This window comes from Pseudoalteromonas sp. MSK9-3, assembly GCF_003590335.1.
Lineage (GTDB): Bacteria > Pseudomonadota > Gammaproteobacteria > Enterobacterales > Alteromonadaceae > Pseudoalteromonas.
On the sequence record NZ_MIET01000034.1, the window covers coordinates 224,385 to 244,608 of the forward strand.

At 42.4% G+C, this 20,224-nt stretch carries 19 protein-coding genes; 16 read left to right on the forward strand and 3 right to left on the reverse strand.

What is annotated here, in order from left to right; translation table 11 throughout:
- Window positions 1–29 precede the first annotated feature (29 nt).
- The 12 genes from ribF (at window position 30) to BGP78_RS16395 (ending at window position 13,028) form a co-directional block, all read left to right on the forward strand.
- Window positions 30–956: a bifunctional riboflavin kinase/FAD synthetase gene (ribF, locus tag BGP78_RS16340; protein WP_119862372.1), complete on the forward strand. Its 927-nt coding sequence runs from the start codon at window positions 30–32 to the stop codon at window positions 954–956.
- Window positions 957–977: 21 nt separating this feature from the next.
- A complete protein-coding gene (gene ileS / locus BGP78_RS16345; RefSeq protein ID WP_119862373.1) occupies window positions 978–3,803 on the forward strand; it encodes an isoleucine--tRNA ligase in 2,826 nt (941 codons plus the stop codon).
- Between the two features lie 9 nt (window positions 3,804–3,812).
- Entirely contained in the window at window positions 3,813–4,313 is a 501-nt protein-coding gene (gene lspA, locus BGP78_RS16350; protein ID WP_119862374.1) for a signal peptidase II, read from the forward strand.
- Window positions 4,310–4,750: an FKBP-type peptidyl-prolyl cis-trans isomerase gene (fkpB, locus tag BGP78_RS16355; protein WP_119862375.1), complete on the forward strand. Its 441-nt coding sequence runs from the start codon at window positions 4,310–4,312 to the stop codon at window positions 4,748–4,750. The genes lspA and fkpB overlap by 4 nt, the downstream gene beginning before the upstream one ends.
- Window positions 4,750–5,679 (forward strand): 4-hydroxy-3-methylbut-2-enyl diphosphate reductase, encoded by a 930-nt coding sequence (ispH, locus tag BGP78_RS16360; protein ID WP_119862376.1) that lies wholly within the window; start codon window positions 4,750–4,752, stop codon window positions 5,677–5,679. Before fkpB ends, ispH begins: the two co-directional genes overlap by 1 nt.
- Window positions 5,680–5,693: 14 nt before the next feature.
- Entirely contained in the window at window positions 5,694–6,716 is a 1,023-nt protein-coding gene (locus BGP78_RS16365) for a sensor histidine kinase (RefSeq protein WP_119862377.1), read from the forward strand.
- Window positions 6,713–7,381: a LytTR family DNA-binding domain-containing protein gene (locus tag BGP78_RS16370; RefSeq protein ID WP_119862378.1), complete on the forward strand. Its 669-nt coding sequence runs from the start codon at window positions 6,713–6,715 to the stop codon at window positions 7,379–7,381. Before BGP78_RS16365 ends, BGP78_RS16370 begins: the two co-directional genes overlap by 4 nt.
- Before the next feature lie 178 nt (window positions 7,382–7,559).
- Window positions 7,560–8,114 (forward strand): type IV pilus modification protein PilV, encoded by a 555-nt coding sequence (gene pilV / locus BGP78_RS16375; protein WP_119862439.1) that lies wholly within the window; start codon window positions 7,560–7,562, stop codon window positions 8,112–8,114.
- A complete protein-coding gene (locus BGP78_RS16380) occupies window positions 8,114–9,094 on the forward strand; it encodes a PilW family protein (RefSeq protein ID WP_119862379.1) in 981 nt (326 codons plus the stop codon). The genes pilV and BGP78_RS16380 overlap by 1 nt, the downstream gene beginning before the upstream one ends.
- A complete protein-coding gene (locus BGP78_RS16385) occupies window positions 9,082–9,561 on the forward strand; it encodes a pilus assembly protein PilX (RefSeq protein WP_119862380.1) in 480 nt (159 codons plus the stop codon). The genes BGP78_RS16380 and BGP78_RS16385 overlap by 13 nt, the downstream gene beginning before the upstream one ends.
- Before the next feature lies 1 nt (window position 9,562).
- Window positions 9,563–12,628, forward strand: a complete 3,066-nt coding sequence (locus BGP78_RS16390; RefSeq protein ID WP_119862381.1) for a pilus assembly protein — start codon at window positions 9,563–9,565, stop codon at window positions 12,626–12,628.
- Window positions 12,618–13,028 (forward strand): type IV pilin protein, encoded by a 411-nt coding sequence (locus BGP78_RS16395; RefSeq protein ID WP_259386355.1) that lies wholly within the window; start codon window positions 12,618–12,620, stop codon window positions 13,026–13,028. Before BGP78_RS16390 ends, BGP78_RS16395 begins: the two co-directional genes overlap by 11 nt.
- A gap of 5 nt (window positions 13,029–13,033) precedes the next feature.
- On the opposite strand, the gene BGP78_RS16400 is transcribed toward BGP78_RS16395, so the two are convergent.
- Together BGP78_RS16400 and BGP78_RS16405 are read right to left on the reverse strand one after the other, a co-directional pair.
- Window positions 13,034–13,564: a GspH/FimT family protein gene (locus BGP78_RS16400; RefSeq protein WP_119862383.1), complete on the reverse strand. Its 531-nt coding sequence runs from the start codon at window positions 13,562–13,564 to the stop codon at window positions 13,034–13,036.
- A gap of 81 nt (window positions 13,565–13,645) precedes the next feature.
- Complete coding sequence (locus BGP78_RS16405) at window positions 13,646–14,182, reverse strand: GspH/FimT family pseudopilin (RefSeq protein ID WP_119862384.1); 537 nt, start codon at window positions 14,180–14,182, stop codon at window positions 13,646–13,648.
- A 144-nt stretch (window positions 14,183–14,326) separates the two neighbouring features.
- Here BGP78_RS16405 and glnB point away from each other — a divergent pair, with 144 nt between their 5' ends.
- Complete coding sequence (gene glnB / locus BGP78_RS16410) at window positions 14,327–14,665, forward strand: nitrogen regulatory protein P-II (RefSeq protein WP_010362263.1); 339 nt, start codon at window positions 14,327–14,329, stop codon at window positions 14,663–14,665.
- 261 nt (window positions 14,666–14,926) lie between these two features.
- Here glnB and BGP78_RS16415 read toward each other — a convergent pair whose 3' ends face one another.
- Window positions 14,927–15,685 (reverse strand): outer membrane protein assembly factor BamD, encoded by a 759-nt coding sequence (locus BGP78_RS16415; protein WP_119862385.1) that lies wholly within the window; start codon window positions 15,683–15,685, stop codon window positions 14,927–14,929.
- 123 nt (window positions 15,686–15,808) lie between these two features.
- On the opposite strand from BGP78_RS16415, the gene rluD reads away from it, so the two are divergent.
- The 3 genes from rluD to clpB all read left to right on the forward strand — a co-directional run bounded on the left by rluD (window position 15,809) and on the right by clpB (window position 20,183).
- Window positions 15,809–16,786: a 23S rRNA pseudouridine(1911/1915/1917) synthase RluD gene (gene rluD / locus BGP78_RS16420; RefSeq protein ID WP_119862386.1), complete on the forward strand. Its 978-nt coding sequence runs from the start codon at window positions 15,809–15,811 to the stop codon at window positions 16,784–16,786.
- 8 nt (window positions 16,787–16,794) lie between these two features.
- On the forward strand, window positions 16,795–17,520 hold the full coding sequence (pgeF, locus tag BGP78_RS16425) for a peptidoglycan editing factor PgeF (protein ID WP_119862387.1): 726 nt from the start codon (window positions 16,795–16,797) through the stop codon (window positions 17,518–17,520).
- Between the two features lie 89 nt (window positions 17,521–17,609).
- Window positions 17,610–20,183, forward strand: a complete 2,574-nt coding sequence (clpB, locus tag BGP78_RS16430) for an ATP-dependent chaperone ClpB (protein ID WP_119862388.1) — start codon at window positions 17,610–17,612, stop codon at window positions 20,181–20,183.
- The last annotated feature ends 41 nt before the right edge of the window (window positions 20,184–20,224 follow it).

Consider the following 20,224-nt stretch of genomic DNA (forward strand, 5'->3'; position numbering starts at 1 on the left):
AAGATTAACGCGATTAAGGCTATGACGTAATGCAGCTGATCAGAGGCATCCATAACATTCGACCCCATCATTTTGGTTGCGTGTTAACGATAGGTAACTTTGATGGTGTGCACTTGGGACATGTCGAGGTTTTAAAAGGCCTTGTACAAGATTCTAAGCGCTACAATTTGCCTAGCACAGTCATGTTATTTGAGCGTCAGCCGCAAGAGTTTTTTGCCAAAGATAAAGCACCGGCAAGGTTAACTCGGTTAAGAGACAAGTTAGCGTTATTAGCAAAGCTCGATATTGACCGGGTGATTTGTGTGAGTTTTACTCAACAATTTGCTCAGCAAAGCGCAGAATACTTTGTTCAGCACATATTAGCTGAAAAGCTTGGGGTGAAAGCTTTAACAGTCGGTGATGACTTTAAATTTGGTCATGCACGTCGAGGTGACTTTAATATGCTTAAAGAGATCGGCGAGTCTGTCTCTATGCATGTGAAAAGCACGGCGAGTTTGCGCCGCGATGACTGTCGAGTAAGTAGTACTTTGATAAGGGCTGCGCTAGCAAAAGGTGATTTAGATACCGCACATCAAATGCTAGGTCATACATATACCATTGCAGGTCGAGTTATCCATGGCTGGAAAAAAGGCCGAGAACTTGGTTTTCGCACTGCGAATATTGCGTTAAAGCGCCAAGTGATCCCCGTTCAAGGGGTTTTTGCTGTTCGGGTCAATTTAAATGGCAAGCAGTACAAAGGTGTGGCTAACGTTGGTACTAAACCAACGCTAAATGGCACTAAGGCCTTGTTAGAGGTACATCTATTTGATTTTAATCAAGATGTTTACGGACATTTTATGCAAGTGGAGCTGGTCAAAAAGCTTCGCAATGAACAAAAATTCGATACATTGCCGCAGTTAACAGCGCAAATAGCAACAGATGTTGCTGACGCTAAGCAATGTTTTAATTTTAAGTAGCCGATACGGAAACTAGGATAAATGAGCGACTACAAACACACTCTGAATTTACCGGAAACTGAGTTTCCAATGCGTGGTAACTTAGCGCAACGCGAACCAAAAATGTTGAAAACTTGGTACGAACAAGACTTGTACGGTCAGATCCGTAGCGCGAAAAAAGGTAAGAAGCCATTTATTTTGCATGATGGCCCTCCGTACGCGAATGGTGATATTCACTTAGGTCACTCGGTAAATAAGATCCTTAAAGATATTATTATTAAGTCGAAAACACTATCTGATTTTGATGCACCATATGTACCTGGCTGGGACTGTCATGGTCTGCCGATCGAGCTACAGGTTGAGAAAAAAGTGGGCAAGCCTGGTAAGAAAGTAACGGCTGCCGAGTTCCGTGAGAAATGCCGTGCTTATGCGCAAAAGCAAGTTGAAGGTCAAAAAGCTGACTTTAAACGCTTAGGTGTGTTCGGTGACTGGGACAAACCTTATTTGACGATGAACTTTGACTTTGAAGCGAACGCAATTCGTGTGTTAGGTCGTATCATCAAAAGTGGGCATTTGCATAAAGGTGCAAAGCCTGTGCATTGGTGTACTGACTGTGGTTCAGCATTGGCTGAAGCAGAAGTTGAATATCAAGATAAACAATCTCCAGCGATTGACGTAAAGTTTGACTTTGTAGACCAAGCTGCGGTAGTTGCGGCGTTTGATTTAGCAGAAGGCCATGAAGGTGAGGGTAGTGTAGGTACCGTGATCTGGACTACGACGCCATGGACATTACCGGCAAACCGTGCGGTTGCTGTACATGAAGCATTGGAATATGCACTTGTGCAAGTGGAAGATGAAGGTAAAGTACAACGTCTAATCTTAGGTTCTGAGCTAGTCAAAGATGCAATGGATCGTTTTGGCTTTAACCACTTTCACGTATTAGGGTATGTAAAAGGTCAAGCGCTTGAGAACCTTCGAGTTGCGCATCCATTTTATGATTTTGATGTACCTGTGATTGTTGCTGAGCATGTTACTACTGACTCTGGTACTGGAGTTGTGCATACAGCACCTGGCCATGGTCAAGAGGATTTCAGCGCCGGTTTGGCTTATGGGTTAGAAGTTGCAAACCCAGTTGGCGCAAATGGTGTTTATTTCCCTGATACGCCATTATTTGGCGGTCAACACGTGTTTAAGGCTAATGCGAGTGTGATTGAAGTGCTGAGTGAAAAAGGCGCATTAATGCATCACCATGCGTTGCAGCACAGCTATCCACATTGCTGGCGCCATAAAACGCCGATCATTTTTAGAGCAACACCGCAGTGGTTTGTGAGTATGGATCAGGCTAACTTACGTCAAGACTCTTTAAACGAAATCGCCAAGACGCAATGGCTACCTGAGTGGGGCGAAAACCGTATTGCCAACATGGTTGAAGGACGTCCTGACTGGTGTATCTCTCGTCAACGTACTTGGGGAGTGCCAATTGCACTATTTGTAGATAAAGACACAGGCGCGCTACATCCAAATACGGAAGAATTTATTGAGCAAGTTGCTGTTTTAGTTGAAGACAAAGGTATTCAAGCCTGGTATGACTTAGATCCGACAACGCTATTAGGTGACGACGCTGAGCAATACATGAAAGTGCAAGACACTTTAGATGTATGGTTTGATTCTGGTGTATCACATGCGTGTGTAGTGGATGCACGAGAAGAGCTTACAGGCCCAGCAGATCTATATCTTGAAGGTTCAGATCAGCACAGAGGTTGGTTCATGTCGTCAATGATGACTTCGGTTGCCATTAATGGTCATGCACCATATAAACAAGTGCTGACTCATGGTTTCACTGTCGATGAAAACGGCCGTAAGATGTCAAAGTCTTTAGGTAATGTTATTTCTCCACAGAACATTATGAACAAGCTTGGCGCAGATATTTTACGTTTATGGGTTGCTTCAACTGATTACACGGCTGAAATGACGGTATCAGATGAAATATTTAAACGTTCTGCTGACCGTTATCGCCGTATTCGCAACACGAGCCGCTATTTATTGTCCAACTTAAGTGGATTTAATCCGGCGACAGACTTAGTTGCTGTAGAAGAAATGGTTGAATTAGACCGTTGGATTGTATCTCGTGCAGCGCAATTGCAAACAGAAATTTTGGAAGCGTATGATAACTATCAAATGTTGGTAGTGACTCAGAAGCTAATGAATTTCTGTACAGGTGAGCTTGGCTCATTCTACCTAGATGTGATTAAAGATCGCCAGTACACAGCGAAGAGTGATAGTCATGCACGTCGTTCATGCCAATCTGCGCTTTATCATATCGCAGAAGCAATGACGCGTTGGATGGCTCCGATCATGAGCTTTACAGCTCAAGAAATTTGGCAAGCATTACCAGGTGAGCGCAGTGAGTTTGTATTTACCGATGTATGGTATGAAGGTCTGAACGGTGTTACTGAAGGACGGCTGAATAATGAATACTGGCAGGGTTTACTTGCTGTTCGTGATGAAGTGAACCGTGTACTAGAGAATGCACGTAAAGAAGAGGTTATTGGTGCTACGTTACAGGCAGAAGTAACTCTTTACACCAATGGTGATTTAGCTGATGCCTTACAAAAGCTAGGTGATGAGCTGCGTTTTGTATTGTTAACATCAAAAGTGACCATTGCATCTTTAGATAACAAGCCAGAAGATGCAATTGCCTCTGAAATAGAGGGACTGTTTATTACCGTTGCAGCAACCGATGCTAAAAAGTGTGAGCGTTGTTGGCACTATTGTGATGATGTTGGTAGTCATGAGACACATACTGATATTTGTGGCCGTTGTATTACCAATGTCGAAGGTGACGGTGAACAGCGTCAGTTTGCGTAGGAGTATAATGTGACCGACTCAACTCAAAAAAGTGGTTTAGTTTGGTTATGGCTAAGTCTACTGCTATTTGCAGTAGACTATGTTACCAAAGCAGCCGTAATGGATAGTATGAAGCTTTATGAGTCAATTGAGCTACTGCCATTTTTTAATTTTACCTATATGCATAATTATGGTGCGGCATTTAGCTTTTTAAGCGAAGCGGGTGGATGGCAGCGCTGGTTTTTAAGTAGTATAGCCGTTGCAATTAGTGCCTTGTTATTATTTTGGTTACGTAAATTGCCAGCTAATAACTGGGTTTTATGTGGTGCGTATTCGCTTGTGTTAGCTGGCGCTATTGGTAATTTAGTAGACCGGTTAGTACATGGCTATGTGATTGATTTTTTGCACTTTTACTATCAAAACTGGCATTACCCTGCATTTAATATTGCAGACATGGCGATTGTTGGTGGTGCAGGTCTATTATTATTTGATGCCTTCAAAGGTGATTCTTCTCAGGAGAAAAAATCGTGAGCGAACAAGTTATAGGTTCTCAATCTGAGGTGCTTTTTCATTTTTCAATAAAGCTTGAAGATGGCTCAGCAGCAGATTCGACTAAAGTTCATAATAAGCCTGCAAAGTTATTTATGGGCGATGGCAGCTTAACGGAAAACTTTGAAAAGTGTTTATTAGGTTTGGTTGTTGGTGACAGCAAGTCATTCGATTTGGAACCAGAAGATGCGTTTGGCCAACCTAACCCTGATAATATCTACTATGTTGATCGCAGTAAATTTGGTGCCAATACACCGGCTGAAGTGGGTAGTATTATTGCGTTTACGCAACCTGATGGTACTGACTTACCAGGGCTTGTGCGTGAAGTTGCAGGAGATTCTGTCACGGTTGATTTTAATCACCCTTTGGCGGGTCAAAAGGTCACATTCGAAGTGGATATTCTCGAGGTGAGTAATTAATGGATATCTTATTAGCGAACCCAAGGGGCTTTTGTGCGGGGGTAGATCGTGCAATAAGTATCGTGGAGCGTGCGCTAGATATTTTTGAAAGCCCGATATATGTTCGTCATGAAGTGGTGCATAACAAATATGTTGTAAATGGCCTTAAGGCACGGGGTGCGGTATTTGTTGAAGAGTTACATCAGGTGCCCGACGATAGCATTGTTATTTTTAGCGCACATGGTGTTTCTCAGCAAGTGCGTCAAGAAGCAAAACGACGTGAGCTTAAGGTCTTTGACGCAACGTGCCCGTTAGTGACTAAAGTTCATATGGAAGTAACACGAGCGAGTCGCAAGGGCACAGAGTGTATCTTGATAGGTCATCACGGTCACCCTGAAGTTGAGGGGACTATGGGGCAGTATGCCAATGATGATGGTGGCATTTATCTTGTAGAGACGCCAGAAGATGTGAGCGTATTAGAGATAAAAGATCCGAGTAATGTATTTTATTGTAGTCAAACGACGTTGTCTGTGGATGACACTGCTGATGTGATTGATGCGCTCAGAAGTAAGTTTCCTGAGATACATGGCCCGCGCAAAGATGATATTTGTTACGCAACTCAAAATCGTCAAGATGCAGTACGAGACTTAGCTGATAAAGTTGACGTGTTACTGGTTGTTGGTGCAAAAAACAGCTCGAACTCAAATCGCTTACGTGAACTTGCAGATAAAATGGGCACGACGTCATACTTGATTGATGATGCCAGTAGCATGAGCGAAAGTTGGTTTGATAACATTAGCAGCGTGGGTGTCACTGCGGGGGCATCAGCACCTGAAGTGTTAGTTCAGCAGGTTATTACACGTTTGAAAGAACTTGGGGGAGAAACTGTCATTGAGAACCCAGGTGAAGAAGAAAATGTCGTGTTTGCTGTGCCCATCGAACTACGCTAGCAAAGAATGCAGCCATGTTTAAATCACCTGATTTAGCTAATGGACTGCTTCCTGCGATAGTCACTGAACGAGGTGTGCTAGCAATGCTAGTCGCCTCTCAAATCCTTGCATTACTCCTTGCGTTTTCTCCTATGAGTTATGAATCCATTTGGGTTCGTTTAGGGATCATTAGTTTATTTGTTCATTGTGTGAGTGCGATTGGCTTTACTATTTTGTCGCTGTTACGCCAGTATATTAGCGCGCGCTCTGGACTCGTTGAATATTTTTTTATTGTCACTGTTTTCCAAATTGTTACGTTAGTTATGAGTTTGGGGGTGTCATTCTTTGAAGTTGCAAATACTCACTTTTTAGATTGGTCATTTATCGCAAAAAACAGTGCGATATGTTTATTTGTTACGTTGTTATTTTTACATTTCATGGCTATTTTTCGCGATAAAGTGACGACGATTGCAACCCTTTCCCGGTTAGAGCTGGATGCATTACACGCTCGAATTCGGCCTCATTTTCTTTACAATAGTTTAAATACAATCGCAGAGTTGACACAACAAGACTCTGATGCCGCAGAGCAGGCTGTATTAACGCTTGCGAATCTATCTCGATATGCGTTACACCCAAACAAGTTTGTTTCTCTAACAGAGGAAGTACTGTTATCTCAAAAATACATAGAGCTAGAGACGTGGCGGTTTGCCAGTAAAATGCAGGTAAACTGGTTATTACCTGTGAGTTTGCCAGATATACAAGTTCCTGTGTTAACCATTCAACCTCTGGTTGAGAACGCAGTAAACTATGGTGTTGAAGGCCATATTACTGGCGGTATTATAACAATTGAGATGCACGTCGATACTGAACGAGTAACGATCACTGTAACTAATTCAGTTGGAAAAAGTGTTTCAAAACATAAAGGACAAGGGATCGCACAAAGAAATATCAAAGAGCGCTTAGCTTTACTTTATGGTGAGAGTGCAAAGCTCGATGTGCAACAGACGACGGAGCAATATCGAGTTGCGTTAATATTGCCCTATGAGGTCAATAAATGAAGTACTTAGTTGCTGATGATGAGCCTCTAGCACGTCAAAGAATTAATCGATTGATGGAAAAGCTGGGTGGCTTTGAGTCTGTGGGGGCTGCTGAACATGGTGAACAAGTCTTAGAGTTAGTAGATAAGTGTAAGCCAAATATCTTACTGCTCGATATTGATATGCCGGGAATGAATGGCATAGAGGTTGCGACACTTTTAAGTACTTCACATCCAGAGGTTAAAGTTGTTTTTGTGACAGCGCATGCTGAATTTGCATTGGAGGCGTTTCACGTTTTTGCTGCGGGCTACTTGGTAAAACCAGTGCAAATAGAGCAGCTAACTGCAGTGATGTCTCGGTTATATACACCAAAATTACAATACCAATTGGCGGGTGAGACGCGTTCGGTAAACATTTCAGAGGTATTAGTTGCGCAAGCAGATGATAAGTATACTCATATCTGGTTTGAAGGAGGCGAAGCTATGGTGGATCATAGCTTAAAGTATTTGTTAGCACATTACCCACAAGATTTTATTCAAATACACAGGCATACTTTAGTTAAACGTGATGCCATTCACTCTATTGCCCACCAAGCCACTGGTGGGACTATGGTAACGATTAAAGGATTTCCAGAGCAATTACCTGTTAGCCGAAGGGCTGTTAAAGAGGTAAAGGCGTTAATTTAACGTGGGTCTAACACGGTTCACCTCTCGCCGTTTCACACATTCATTTCTTAGCAGTGCTTCCCTTCGAATACAGAAATAACCGTTTGTCAGACTTTTTGACCGTTCAAGGAATTACACATTGAGCTATTTTCTGAATATTTTATTCTTAATGTGTCTGAAATCATCACGAGAGTTTGCAATGGCAAAACTTTATAAGCGGCAAGCAGGTTTCACTTTGCTAGAAGTACTCATCGCCTTTATGGTGCTGAGCTTTGGTTTATTGGGTGCAGTTGCACTACAAGCCAAAGCTAAGCAAGCCAGTTTTGACTCAATGCAACGCGCCGCGGCAGTTGCTCTGGCGAATGACATTTTACAAAGGATCAGAGTGAATGACTCCGCAGACATAGTGAGCAATTATGACCTTACTTTTTCTAGTGATACGGACTTAATCCCCCAGCTTAGGTGTTTTAGCAATGATTGTACAAGCTCTGCGATTGCTGCGCTTGATTTAGAGCAGTGGAAAAACGCGATTCGTGCTAGAGAAAATACAGGAACGTTGGATGATACAACCGTGTGTATAGACTTAGATGCTGATGCACAAGGTAAAGGAATTGATGTGCAAGTGGTTGTGGCTTGGCAAGGTCGACAAGAAATAAAAGCAACTGACGCTATTAAAGGTATTAGCTGTGGTACCAACGATGATAAGCGGCGTTTGGTTGTACTGACTACGTTTATTTTTGCAAGAGGTGTTTAATGAAGCGCACTGGTTTTTCAATTCTTGAATTAATGATTTCGATGTTTATTGGTGCTTTGATCTTAGGGGGGGTGATAGCCACTTACGTCAGTATGAAAGTAACCACGAGAGATACAATGGCAATTGGAGAAATGCAAGAAACCGGCAGATTGGCATTATCTATTTTACAGCGAGATATAGAACAAGTGGGTTTTTGGGGGACCTTTTATGATGAAGAGTTTACAGATGAAAATGTCGAGAGCCCTTCTAATCCAAGTGGTGACTGCTTTGGTGGGATTAACAATGGCAGCTTCCCTGACTCCACGCCTTCTAATTTTCGCTCTATTTATGCGGAGGTGTCTGATGGTTCTAATGTACTTAGCTGTATTTCGGATAGTGTTGAAGACACCGATGTATTGCAATTAAAGCTACTCGAAGGAAACCCTATCGATGTTGCGTCCACAGCCACAGATTCAAATCGATATTATTTTATTGCCGATCAAGAGCGGGCTGAGTTTGTAACTGGTGCAGGTACCATTACATTGCCGACAGTAAATTCAACTGTTTGGCCGTATAGCCACCATGTGTACTTTCTATCAACGGAAGAGATTACCATCAATAATGTGGCGCGAGATATACCGATATTAAGGCGTTTGAGATTAAGTACAAGTGGTATGCAAGTAGAAACCGTGATGGAGGGAATTGAAGACTTTCGTTTGGTTTTTGGCTTAGACACTGATGCTGATGGTCGTGTGAATACCTACCGTAGTACGCAGGGTATGGAAGCAGCAAACTGGGAAGATGATGATGGTATTCTGACAGTGCAAATATATTTACTCGTGAGGGCATTGGAACCCGATCCTGGTTTACAGCTAAATAGCCAAACTTACACGTTGGGGGTCGACCCAGATAGGCGCACTCATACGTTTTCGGATAACTTTAGACGCACGGTTTTTTCGACGACAGTGCGGTTAAATGGGGCAATGTCATGGAACATGTGAAGAAGCAACAGGGGATCGTACTTGTAACAGCAATGGTTATGATTGTAGCCGTGACCGCGGTCGCGGTAACACTTATGAGTAGCAGTAGTATTGACCTAAAAATAACCAATGCGGCGCAAGAGAGAGAGCAAGCTGAAAACTTACTAATTGGTGAAGTACAACGAGTTATACAAAGTGAAAGTAAAAAGCCGTCGGGTTCCAACCATTTCTTGATGTCGCCTCAACAATTAGAGATAGACCAAAATAAGGCATTTTCAGGCGAACATAATACCGACAATGAAATGCGTGCGTTGAATAGTGGTTCAATGCAATTGAATTGCCCAAGATCTTTTAAATATACCAAGGGAGTTATGTGCAATTTAACAGAGATAAGTACCACGGTTGAATATGGAACCCGTACACGCCATCGATTAACCGTGATCGTCGGTGTTGGTCAACAGTATATTAGCCAAAGTCAGGGGAAATAATATGAAAAACGTTATTTTATTTTTTATTTGTTTTATAAACACAGCTGTGTTTGCTGAAGACATAGAACTGTATGTGAAGCACAATATTGATATTGACGAAAAGCCCAGAGTGATGCTTATTTTCGATACCTCCGGGAGTATGGCGTTTTCAAGCAGGACAGGGCGTAGTTGTGGCTATGACTATTACCGGGGTCGATATAGACTGTGCTCAGATAGCCGGTTGGGCGTTGCAAAGAATGCGATTACTGACTTAGTTAATAAAAATCCTGATATTGACTTCGGCTTAATGCGCTTCAATGGCAGTAGTGGTGGTTACGTGTTAGCGCGCATTGGTGCGGCTCAGTCAACGGTAAAATCACAAATTAATAACTTGGTCGCTAATGGCGCGACACCGCTGAGCGAAACGCTATGGGAAGCTTATCTATATCTGACGGGAGGCAGTCGGTATTATTCTAGGAATGTGCGCGGCCGAGATACCAGTATCGAAAATGGTAATTCATACCTTTCGCCGTTTAGGCAAGTATCAGGGGAACCTGAGCGTTGTGATAACGCGGTTAATATCATTTTGATGACAGATGGCGACCCCTCTAACGACAGTCAACAAAATGGGAATATCAGAAGTTTACACCAGAGCCGCTTTGGTAGTAGCGCGCCCGTATACAATGGGAACTATATGCCGGCGCTTGCTAAGTCTATTCATGGTGACAGCAACACGATAGTTGATTTGTATCCGACTACCAGTACAAAAGAAGATACTGGGCGGGTTTACACGATTGGTTTTGGTAATGGTATGAGTAGTTCAGGCAAGAATATACTACAAAAAACGGCTGATTTAGGGGGAGGGCAGTATTTACAAGCAAATACTTCATCACAGTTATCAGAAGCATTGAATTCTGTTACAAACAGTATTCGTCAAGAAGCGGATAGCTTTGCTTTACCGGTAGCAGCTAATACAGGCAACCAAACTAAAAGTAGTGACTCTTTATATTACACGATGTTTTTACCTGAAACACATACGACGTGGAAGGGTAATATCAAAAAGTTAAAGGTAAAAAACGATACTACTTTAATTGATATGAGCGGCAATCCAGCAATAGATAAAGATGGCAATATAGACAAAAATGCCACAACTTATTGGTCTGAGCCAGGGTCAAAAGATGGTAATGCTGTAGACAAAGGAGGAGTAAATTATCAGCTGAGTCGCCAAACAACACGAAATATATACTCGGATTTTGGGACTGCGGCGCTACACAACTTTACTTACTCAACCGCGTTCACTCAATATGGTAATAATTTAGAAACGTTTGCAGACAAAATGAATGCTCCGGCCAGTGAGCTTGCAAGCATTATGCAGTGGGCCAGAGGCATTGACGTTAATGATGAAGATAGAGATAGCAATCGTAATGAACGTAGGCAAACTATTTTAGGCGATCCATTGCACTCTAAAATCGTATCGATAAATTACGGGACAGAAGAGAGCCCGAATATTAGGTTGTTAGTGGGCACCAATGCGGGCTTTATGCATATGTTCAAAGATAATGGCGATACGATGACGGAAAGCTGGGCGTTTATTCCTGAAAGGTTGCTTCCTGTATTAAAAGGTCAGAAAGATAAGAAAGCAGATACGAAGTTATACGGTGTGGATGGGCCATCCACACTTTACCATGATGATAAAGATGGTGATAACTTAGTGTCTTCTGGCGACAGTGTTTGGTTGTTCTTTGGTTTGCGCCGTGGCGGAAACCAATACTATGCTTTAGATATTACCAATCCCGATTCACCTAAGTTGATGTGGGGGGGACCTATCACCGGTGGCAGTGGTGATTTTCAAATGTTAGGTCAAACGTGGGCTAAACCGTTAGTAACACATATTGAGAAGGAAGGGGACGACCCGGTCGTTATATTTTCAGCGGGTTATGACATCAATAAAGATAACGTGTCAAAAAGCAATGATTCACTCGGGCAAGGCGTTTATATTGTTAAAGCACAAACCGGTGAATTGGTATGGTCGTTAACACGCAAAAATGGCTTTACAGGCCGACACAGTATTGCAGGAAGCGTCAAAGCGTTGGACTCTAATTATGATGGGTATGACGATCGGATGTATATGGCTGATACGGGAGGGGGTGTATGGCGTATAGATATGCCGGGGTCTAATCCAAACGACAGCAGTGAACCATGGACGCATTTTAAGCTTGCGCAACTTGCGGGTGGTAATGCATCAAATGATAGGCGGTTTTATAGTACCCCAATTGTTGCGCGTACTTATTTTAGTAAGGTGTCGGTAACTGACTCGGGGTCTACGAGCGTTAAAACTCGGAAAAAAACACCTTATGATGCCATTTTGCTGGGTTCCGGTAACAGAACTAGACCCGCATCTTCGTCAGCCGTGGATTATCTGTTTATGATAAGGGATGAGAATACGGTGACTAAATCGTTTGAAGATGATGATATTCCAGACACAATCAAGATTGGAAATTTATTTAATGTAAGCCAAGACCCATTTTCTAAGAAGTTTGCTGACTTAGATAAATTTACTGATTTAGAAGCTGACCTTGGGAGCTTTGCAGGATGGAAATATAAGTTAAGCACGTCAGAGAAATCATTGTCAGAAGCATCAGTGGCTGGCGGCGTGGCTTATTTTACTTCATTTAGCCCACCAGGCACCTCAAACAAATGTGAGGTAGAAGCGGGATCCGGAAAGCTGTATGCATTTCATCTGCATTACGGTACTAAGGTTTTTAATAAATTAAGTTTTGATACTCAAACTGCGATTGTTGAAGCACCCGAACCTTACTTTGCATGTGAAGCAATTGACGATAGTTCAGACTCAAGTACGGGTGAGTGTAATACGGTTATAAAAATAATCGTACCTCCAATAACAGATGGGTCGAGTGATGACGGCTTCGGAGATGGCGGAGTTGAAATTCCACCGGAGATACCAGATATGCCAGAGCTAGAGAATGGTTACTTGAAACGACCTGATCCAGCTGATCCTGGTGTATCTTTTGGGTTGGAAACAAAGCAGCTTTATATTTACAAAAGGGAAGAGAATGATGAGAAATAACGCTGTTAACGGGTTTACGTTGATTGAAGTGATGATTGTAGTTGCCATTGTTGGCATACTGGCCTCCATCGCGTACCCAAATTATTCCAGCTATGTAACGCGCGCAGCACGCGCAGATGCAATGGTTATTTTGTTAGATGCAGCGAATAAACAAGAGCAGTTTTTTGTTGATAATCGCCAATACGCGAGTGATCTTGGAGACCTTGGTATCGCAACTGAAACTGAGAATGGGTATTTCACGATAAGCGTTGAGGCTGATGCAAGCAGTTTTACGGTGACTGCAACCGCTGACAGCGGCCCCGTTGCAGGTGATACCCAATGTAGGACGTTAACCATAAATGAGTTGGGCTTGAAAGGAAATACAGGCAGTGGCGATACTGATTTGTGCTGGGAACGATAAGAGTTTTATAACTCACATTTTTTGGTCGCTCTTAATCTAGAGCGACCCGTTAAACTTACCGTAAGCTCTGCCCCTTGACGCGTACTGTTGTAAACATGTGTACAGTATACGAAAGTCCCATTGGTAAATCCTTTTATACTGCCATCTGGTTGAAACGTGATCGCAGCTCTTGGGTACGTAAACAGATGCGTATTGTGTACTGCATCAAGGGTGATTATTATTTCATCACTGGGTTCTAATATGCGCCAATCGCCTTTATCAATAAATATACTAAGTGATTTATGCCACTGGCTGCGCGCACATTTATTATCGATTAGTGGGCATATAGTAATACTTTTGCCGAGCAATACGGCCTGTCCTCTGGCCAAATTTAGTGATTTCTTTATAAGGCGAAGCTGCTGTAGAGGCACATGATTTGACATGATCTCAGAGTAACTAGCTAAAGAAAGGAGTGATATTATTCCAACGATAGCAGTTGAAACAATTAATTCGAATAGTGTAAATCCATACTGATACACTGTTGCTTTTGTCTCCATCCATGGATCCTAAAAGTGAGCATATTATATAGTTTAGGTAACTTTATTAGATCAGCAAACTTACGAGATAAAAACTCTATATTATAAACACGTTTGGTCGCTGTCTCCTGAGTAAAACGCATTCCCTGATAATGCCAGTGTTAGTTGTTGATTATTTTCTTCTGAGCCTGCTGGGCAATATAAAAAGCTGCCTGTTTGTGATGTTACTCTGCCGCTGCTATCAAACCGAATAGTTGCTGTTCCGCTGAATGTTAATGTGTCACCTGTTGATACTAGGTCCATGGCTCGTACCAAGGTATCTCCATCGTTATGTTGCCCGTTGTTGTCATCGTCTACAAAAACGATGATGTTATTGCTCGACCAGTTACTTGTGCATGACATGGTGCCTCTAGCTGCGAGTTCATCCGGGTCAACAGGGCATGTTATGACAATTTCATCGCTCGTTGTTGCTTTTGCTCGAGCGAAAGAGAGTGTGCGTTTTAAGTCGAGTAAAAAAGCTTCTGCTTTATTACTTTGCGCGAGATTACTGTTGTTAAAAAATGCAATACTTGCCAGTATGCTCACAATAGCAATTGCGATCATGAGTTCAAGTAAAGTAAAGCCTCGTGTTCTTGTCATTACACACCTCAGACTGAATTAATATTTTCATACTTTAGTTTTATCATTATGACGTTGTTTTTTGTTCAGATCCAATCACTTTGTTTGCTAACAGTTTTAGGATTGACTAAAATCGACCCACTGCCAATGGAAAATTAAAGAATCATGAAAAAAATAGAAGCAATTATTAAACCGTTTAAGCTAGATGATGTTAGGGAGGCGCTCTCTGACATCAGTATTACCGGCATGACAGTCTGCGAAGTCAAAGGGTTTGGTCGACAAAAGGGCCACACAGAGTTATATCGTGGTGCTGAGTATATGGTTGATTTTTTGCCAAAAGTTAAATTAGACATCGTTTTAGCAGATGAAGATGTTGATAGAGCTATTGATGTCATATTAAAAACTGCGCAAACAGGCAAAATTGGTGATGGTAAGATATTTGTAACGGATGTTGAACGCGTAGTACGTATTCGTACGGGTGAAGAAGATGAAGAAGCTATTTAACCTCAGCTCTGGATAAACGAATTTGCCCAATAAAGCTATTTTTCTCACTCTCGGCGTTGCTTTCATTTGTAATAGCCGGCTATTACAAATGAAAGCGCCTTGATATTGAGCAAAATATCATCATTGGATTGTAGTTAAGTTTGTTTTCAAAACACTTTCTATTCCAAAACCCTTATCCAAACCTGAAGTTATTTAAGTACTTTTAATAGCTTACAAAAAAGCCGCGGTATAACGCGGCATTTTTATATCGAGTGTTTAGATTTAGCGTTTATTCAAAGCGCGGGTTTGTTTTGCGTTTTCGCTTAAATCATTTAGGCCTAGCTTTTTGTAGCTTTGCTCCATTATAAGTAATGCATCATTTAGGTAACTGCTTTGCGAGTAATGCTCTACCACGTATTTCCCACGGTTTGCAGCAGCCAAAAATGCTTCACGTTCGAAGTAGTATTGCGCCACTTTAATTTCATAACGTGCCATGCGGTTTAATAACCACCCTAAACGCTTTTTAGCTTCAGGAATATAGGGGCTAGAGGGGTAACTTTTCACTAACGTTGATAAATCTTGAAAAGCAACTCTTGTGCGGCTGGCGTCACGATCAGCACGGTCAACACCAAAGTATTCTTGGAATGCATTTTTATCGGCTTTGATATTTACCAGGCCTCTCATGTAATACATATAATCGAGGTTTTTATGGTTTGGGTTAAGGCGAATAAAGCGGTCAATGGTTGCTAAGGCTTGTTCAGTATTACCGGTTTGATAATGTGCAAAAACTAAATCCATTTGTACTTGGCGTGAATATGGGCCAAATGGGTAGCGAGAGTTAATAGCACTTAAAAGTTCGATGGCTCTGGCGTAAAGGCCTGAATCTAAAGTTTGCTTAGCATCGTCATAAAGCGCTTGTGCTGATTTGTTTGGTACGCGTTCGATATTTTCTTGTTCTGGTGCAGATGAACACGCTGCTAATCCTAAAAATGAGGCGCTTACTACGATAGCAAAGGCGCGCTTCCCTAAGTTCATTATCATTTTATTTTACTACCTTTGGTGTCTTCGGCTAGGCCAAGTGAGCAAAACCGAGTAAACTATGCAATTATGCGATTCTAACCCAGTCGAGCAAAGCTTGCACTGGTAATTTAGGTAAAGTTACAGATGTCAGAGCAAATTTCTCTTCAAGCTGAAGTTCCTACTGAGCTAGGTGGTAAACGTCTAGACCAGATTTTGGCGCAATTGTTCCCCGATTTTTCACGTTCACGAATAAAAACGTGGATTTTAGATGATAAAATCACCGTTGATGGTGAAATTCTTAATACGCCGAGGGAAAAACTACTCGGTGGTGAAGTGGTTGCGATTGAAACACTGATCGAAGCACCGCGTGAATATGAAGCCCAAGATATTCCATTAAATATTGTTTATGAAGATGATGACATTTTAGTGATCAATAAATCGATGGGCTTAGTGGTGCATCCCGGTGCCGGTAACCCTGATGGCACAGTATTAAATGCGTTGTTGCATCACCACCCGGATATTATCAATGTGCCACGTGCAGGTATCGTTCATCGTTTAGATAAAGATACTACGGGGTTGATGGTTGTCGCCAAGACGATCCAAGCACAAACTCACTTAGTTAAGAATTTGCAGGCGCGCGAAAACTTTACCCGTGAATATGAAGCCTTGTGTAATGGTACAATGACAGCGGGTGGCATGGTTGAAAAGCCAATTGGTCGTCATGCAACCAAACGAACGCATATGGCTATTCATGAAATGGGTAAGCCAGCAATTACGCATTATCGTGTTGCCGAGAAGTTTAGGGCACATACACGTTTACGTTTGCGACTAGAAACGGGTCGTACCCACCAAATTCGTGTGCACATGGCGCACTTAAATCATCCATTAATCGGTGATCAACTTTACGGTGGCCGACCTCGCCCACCACGTAATGCAACGCCTGAATTGTTTGCACAGTTGCGAGACTTTAAACGCCAAGCATTACATGCAATTAAACTGAGTATTGCTCACCCAATTACAGGTGAAATTATGACATGGGAAGCGCCTATTCCTGATGACATGCAAATAGTCACCGAAGCATTACGCGCTGATACAAAAGAAAATCCCGATTTGGCGTTGTAGTTTTTGCTGTGATCCTTCCTCATTGGCCTATTCAAGATAAAGTTGGTGCATTATCAACCACACGATGTGGTGGTGCATCGACTGGGCCATTCCTAAGTTTTAACCTAGGGTATCATGTGGGTGACGCTCACGACATTGTTGTGAAAAATCATCACAAGCTTAGCGCTTATCTACCTGCTAAAGCCATTTGGCTTGAACAAATACACGGTAACTGTGTATGTGTCGTAAATGAAAAAAAGCCAGTTACGCCATGGCCGCAAGCCGATGCTTTGTATACTAACGTTCGTTTGCAGCCGCTTGCCATTATGACCGCGGATTGCTTACCTATATTATTAGCAAGCAAATGCGGTGTGGAAGTTGCAGCAGTGCATGGTGGGTGGCGACCTTTGGCTACGGGGATTTTAGCGAATACATTGGCGAAGTTTAATGGTGATCCAGATGATATTTTTGCTTGGTTAGGCCCAGCTATTGGCCCTAATGCGTTTGAGGTTGGCCCTGAAGTTGTTACGCAATTTTGTGATTTAGATAGCGCACATTGTAGCGACTTTGTTGAACAAAATACGGGTAAATATTTGGCCGATATATTCGCTATTGCGACTCGTCAGTTAGCCGAGTTGGGTGTGACAAAGGTGTTTACTGATAAATTATGTACAGTCACTGACCCTCACCGTTTTTTCTCTTATCGACGAGATGGTCAAACTGGTCGTATGGCCAGTGTGATCTGGCGTAATTAATCCGAAGAGTTTTCAGCTTTTTGACTTGAACATTTCACAAATCATACCCATTTAATAACAAGTTATAGTAATAAATAGGTATATACCTTATGCGTTTGGACCGATTCACCAGTAAATTTCAAGCCGCGCTTTCAGATGCGCAGTCTTTGGCATTGGGCCGAGATCATCAATTTATTGAACCAGTACATTTAATGTATGCACTATTGCAGCAAACAGGTTCGAGTGTGCGTGCACTTTTGGCACAGGCTGGGATCAGTGCAGATGAGCTTAATACTAAACTCTCGCAAGCGATCGAGAAGGTATTCAAAGTCGAAGGAATTGGTGGCGACGTGCAACTGTCTCATAATTTGATTGGGTTGATTAATTTATGTGATAAGTATGCGCAAAAACGTAAAGATAAGTATATCTCCAGTGAGCTGTTTGTGTTTTCTGCGTGTGAAGACAAAGGCGATTTAGGGCAAATATTTAAAACGCTTCATATAACCCAGCCAAAAATTGAAGCCGCAATCAAAGCGATTCGTGGTGGTCAAAAAGTTGATAACCCAAATGCAGAAGAAACTCGCCAAGCACTTGAGAAATACACAGTAGATTTAACTGAGCGAGCAGAGCAAGGCAAGTTAGACCCTGTTATTGGTCGAGATGACGAAATTCGTCGGACTATCCAAGTATTACAACGTCGAACGAAGAATAACCCAGTATTGATTGGGGAGCCAGGGGTCGGTAAAACAGCCATTGTCGAAGGGCTTGCGCAACGTATCATCAATGGAGAAGTGCCTGAAGGGTTAAAAGGAAAGCGGGTACTATCATTGGATTTAGGCGCACTGGTCGCAGGTGCGAAATACCGAGGCGAGTTTGAAGAGCGTTTAAAGTCGGTGCTCAATGAGCTTTCTAAAGAAGAAGGCCAAGTGATCTTATTTATTGATGAGATCCATACCATGGTTGGCGCAGGCAAAACCGATGGCGCGATGGATGCGGGGAACATGCTCAAACCTGCATTAGCACGTGGTGAACTACATTGTGTTGGCGCGACAACATTAGATGAATATCGTCAGTACATAGAAAAAGATGCCGCATTAGAACGACGTTTTCAAAAGGTATTTGTCAGTGAGCCCAGTGTCGAAGATACCATTGCAATTTTACGAGGCTTAAAAGAACGATATGAATTGCACCACTCGGTAGATATTACCGATCCCGCCATTGTTGCCGCGGCAAACTTATCGCATAGATATATCTCCGACAGGCAATTACCAGATAAAGCCATTGATTTAATTGATGAGGCGGGGAGTTCAATTCGACTACAAATCGACTCAAAGCCTGAGCAGTTAGATAAGTTAGAGCGCAGAATTATTCAGCTTAAACTTGAAGATAACGCGCTTGCCAAAGAAAAAGATGAAGCCAGTCAAAAGCGACGTGCAGAAATGCAGGCGTTAATCAATGAGCTTGAAGGCGAGTACCGTGAGTTAGATGAAGTATGGAATGCTGAGAAGGCCTCTTTGCAAGGCACACAAGTGATTAAAGCTGAGTTAGAGCAAAGTCGCCTTGATCTTGAAGTAGCAAGACGTGCCAGTGACTTACAGCGTATGTCAGAATTGCAATATGGCAGAATACCTGAACTAGAGCGCAAGCTAGATTTGGCGTCACAAGCAGAAATGCAAGAGATGAACCTACTGAAAAACCAAGTGGGAGAAGATGAAATTGCAGAAATTCTGTCTCGTTGGACCGGGATCCCAGTAGCAAAAATGCTACAAGGGGAACGTGAAAAGCTCCTTGCTATGGAAGATGAATTGCATAATAAAGTGATTGGCCAAGATGAAGCCGTTCATGCTGTCTCAAATGCGATACGCCGCTCAAGAGCTGGGCTTGCTGATCCGAATCGACCCATAGGTTCGTTTTTGTTTTTAGGTCCTACGGGAGTCGGTAAAACTGAGCTGACAAAAGCCTTAGCGCATTTTATGTTTGATACTGAAGATGCCATGGTGCGTATTGATATGTCGGAGTTTATGGAAAAGCATTCAGTGGCGCGTTTAGTGGGGGCTCCTCCTGGGTATGTGGGCTATGAAGAGGGGGGATATTTAACTGAGGCTGTCAGACGCAGGCCTTATTCAGTGGTACTGCTTGATGAAGTCGAAAAAGCCCACCCTGATGTGTTTAATATATTACTGCAAGTATTAGATGATGGCCGGCTTACAGATGGACAAGGGCGTACTGTAGACTTTAAAAATACAGTGATCATTATGACCTCAAATCTGGGGTCTGATATTGTCCAAGAGCAAGCAAGTACCAATGATTATGCAGGATTAAAAGAACGTGTGATGGGGGTATTGGCGACCCAGTTTAGACCGGAGTTTATTAATCGCATCGATGAAACAGTGGTATTCCACCCGCTGGTGACTGAACATATAAAAGAAATTGCGTCTATTCAGTTAGATAAATTAACAGCCCGGCTTCATGAAAAAGGCTTTCAGTTTGGTTTAACAAGTGATGCATTGGAGAAAATAGCACAAAGTGGTTTTGACCCTGTATTTGGTGCGCGCCCTTTGAAAAGGGCGATTCAGCAATATATTGAGAATCCATTAGCCCAGCGATTATTGTCGGGAGAATTTGTAACCGGCGATAGTATTGTGGTTGATATTAAAGACGAGGGTATTGTTTTTTTAAAGTAGTACATGCTCTACATCAACCGGTGTATTTATAAGATGTAATA

Coding starts and splice junctions, on each gene's coding strand:
- ribF (WP_119862372.1), top strand. CDS start 30: ATGCAGCTGATCAGAGGCATCCATAACATTCGACCCCATCATTTTGGT.
- ileS (WP_119862373.1), top strand. CDS start 978: ATGAGCGACTACAAACACACTCTGAATTTACCGGAAACTGAGTTTCCA.
- ispH (WP_119862376.1), top strand. CDS start 4,750: ATGGATATCTTATTAGCGAACCCAAGGGGCTTTTGTGCGGGGGTAGAT.
- BGP78_RS16365 (WP_119862377.1), top strand. CDS start 5,694: ATGTTTAAATCACCTGATTTAGCTAATGGACTGCTTCCTGCGATAGTC.
- BGP78_RS16370 (WP_119862378.1), top strand. CDS start 6,713: ATGAAGTACTTAGTTGCTGATGATGAGCCTCTAGCACGTCAAAGAATT.
- pilV (WP_119862439.1), top strand. CDS start 7,560: ATGGCAAAACTTTATAAGCGGCAAGCAGGTTTCACTTTGCTAGAAGTA.
- BGP78_RS16380 (WP_119862379.1), top strand. CDS start 8,114: ATGAAGCGCACTGGTTTTTCAATTCTTGAATTAATGATTTCGATGTTT.
- BGP78_RS16385 (WP_119862380.1), top strand. CDS start 9,082: ATGGAACATGTGAAGAAGCAACAGGGGATCGTACTTGTAACAGCAATG.
- BGP78_RS16390 (WP_119862381.1), top strand. CDS start 9,563: ATGAAAAACGTTATTTTATTTTTTATTTGTTTTATAAACACAGCTGTG.
- BGP78_RS16395 (WP_259386355.1), top strand. CDS start 12,618: ATGAGAAATAACGCTGTTAACGGGTTTACGTTGATTGAAGTGATGATT.
- BGP78_RS16400 (WP_119862383.1), bottom strand. CDS start 13,564: ATGGAGACAAAAGCAACAGTGTATCAGTATGGATTTACACTATTCGAA.
- BGP78_RS16405 (WP_119862384.1), bottom strand. CDS start 14,182: ATGACAAGAACACGAGGCTTTACTTTACTTGAACTCATGATCGCAATT.
- glnB (WP_010362263.1), top strand. CDS start 14,327: ATGAAAAAAATAGAAGCAATTATTAAACCGTTTAAGCTAGATGATGTT.
- BGP78_RS16415 (WP_119862385.1), bottom strand. CDS start 15,685: ATGATAATGAACTTAGGGAAGCGCGCCTTTGCTATCGTAGTAAGCGCC.
- rluD (WP_119862386.1), top strand. CDS start 15,809: ATGTCAGAGCAAATTTCTCTTCAAGCTGAAGTTCCTACTGAGCTAGGT.
- clpB (WP_119862388.1), top strand. CDS start 17,610: ATGCGTTTGGACCGATTCACCAGTAAATTTCAAGCCGCGCTTTCAGAT.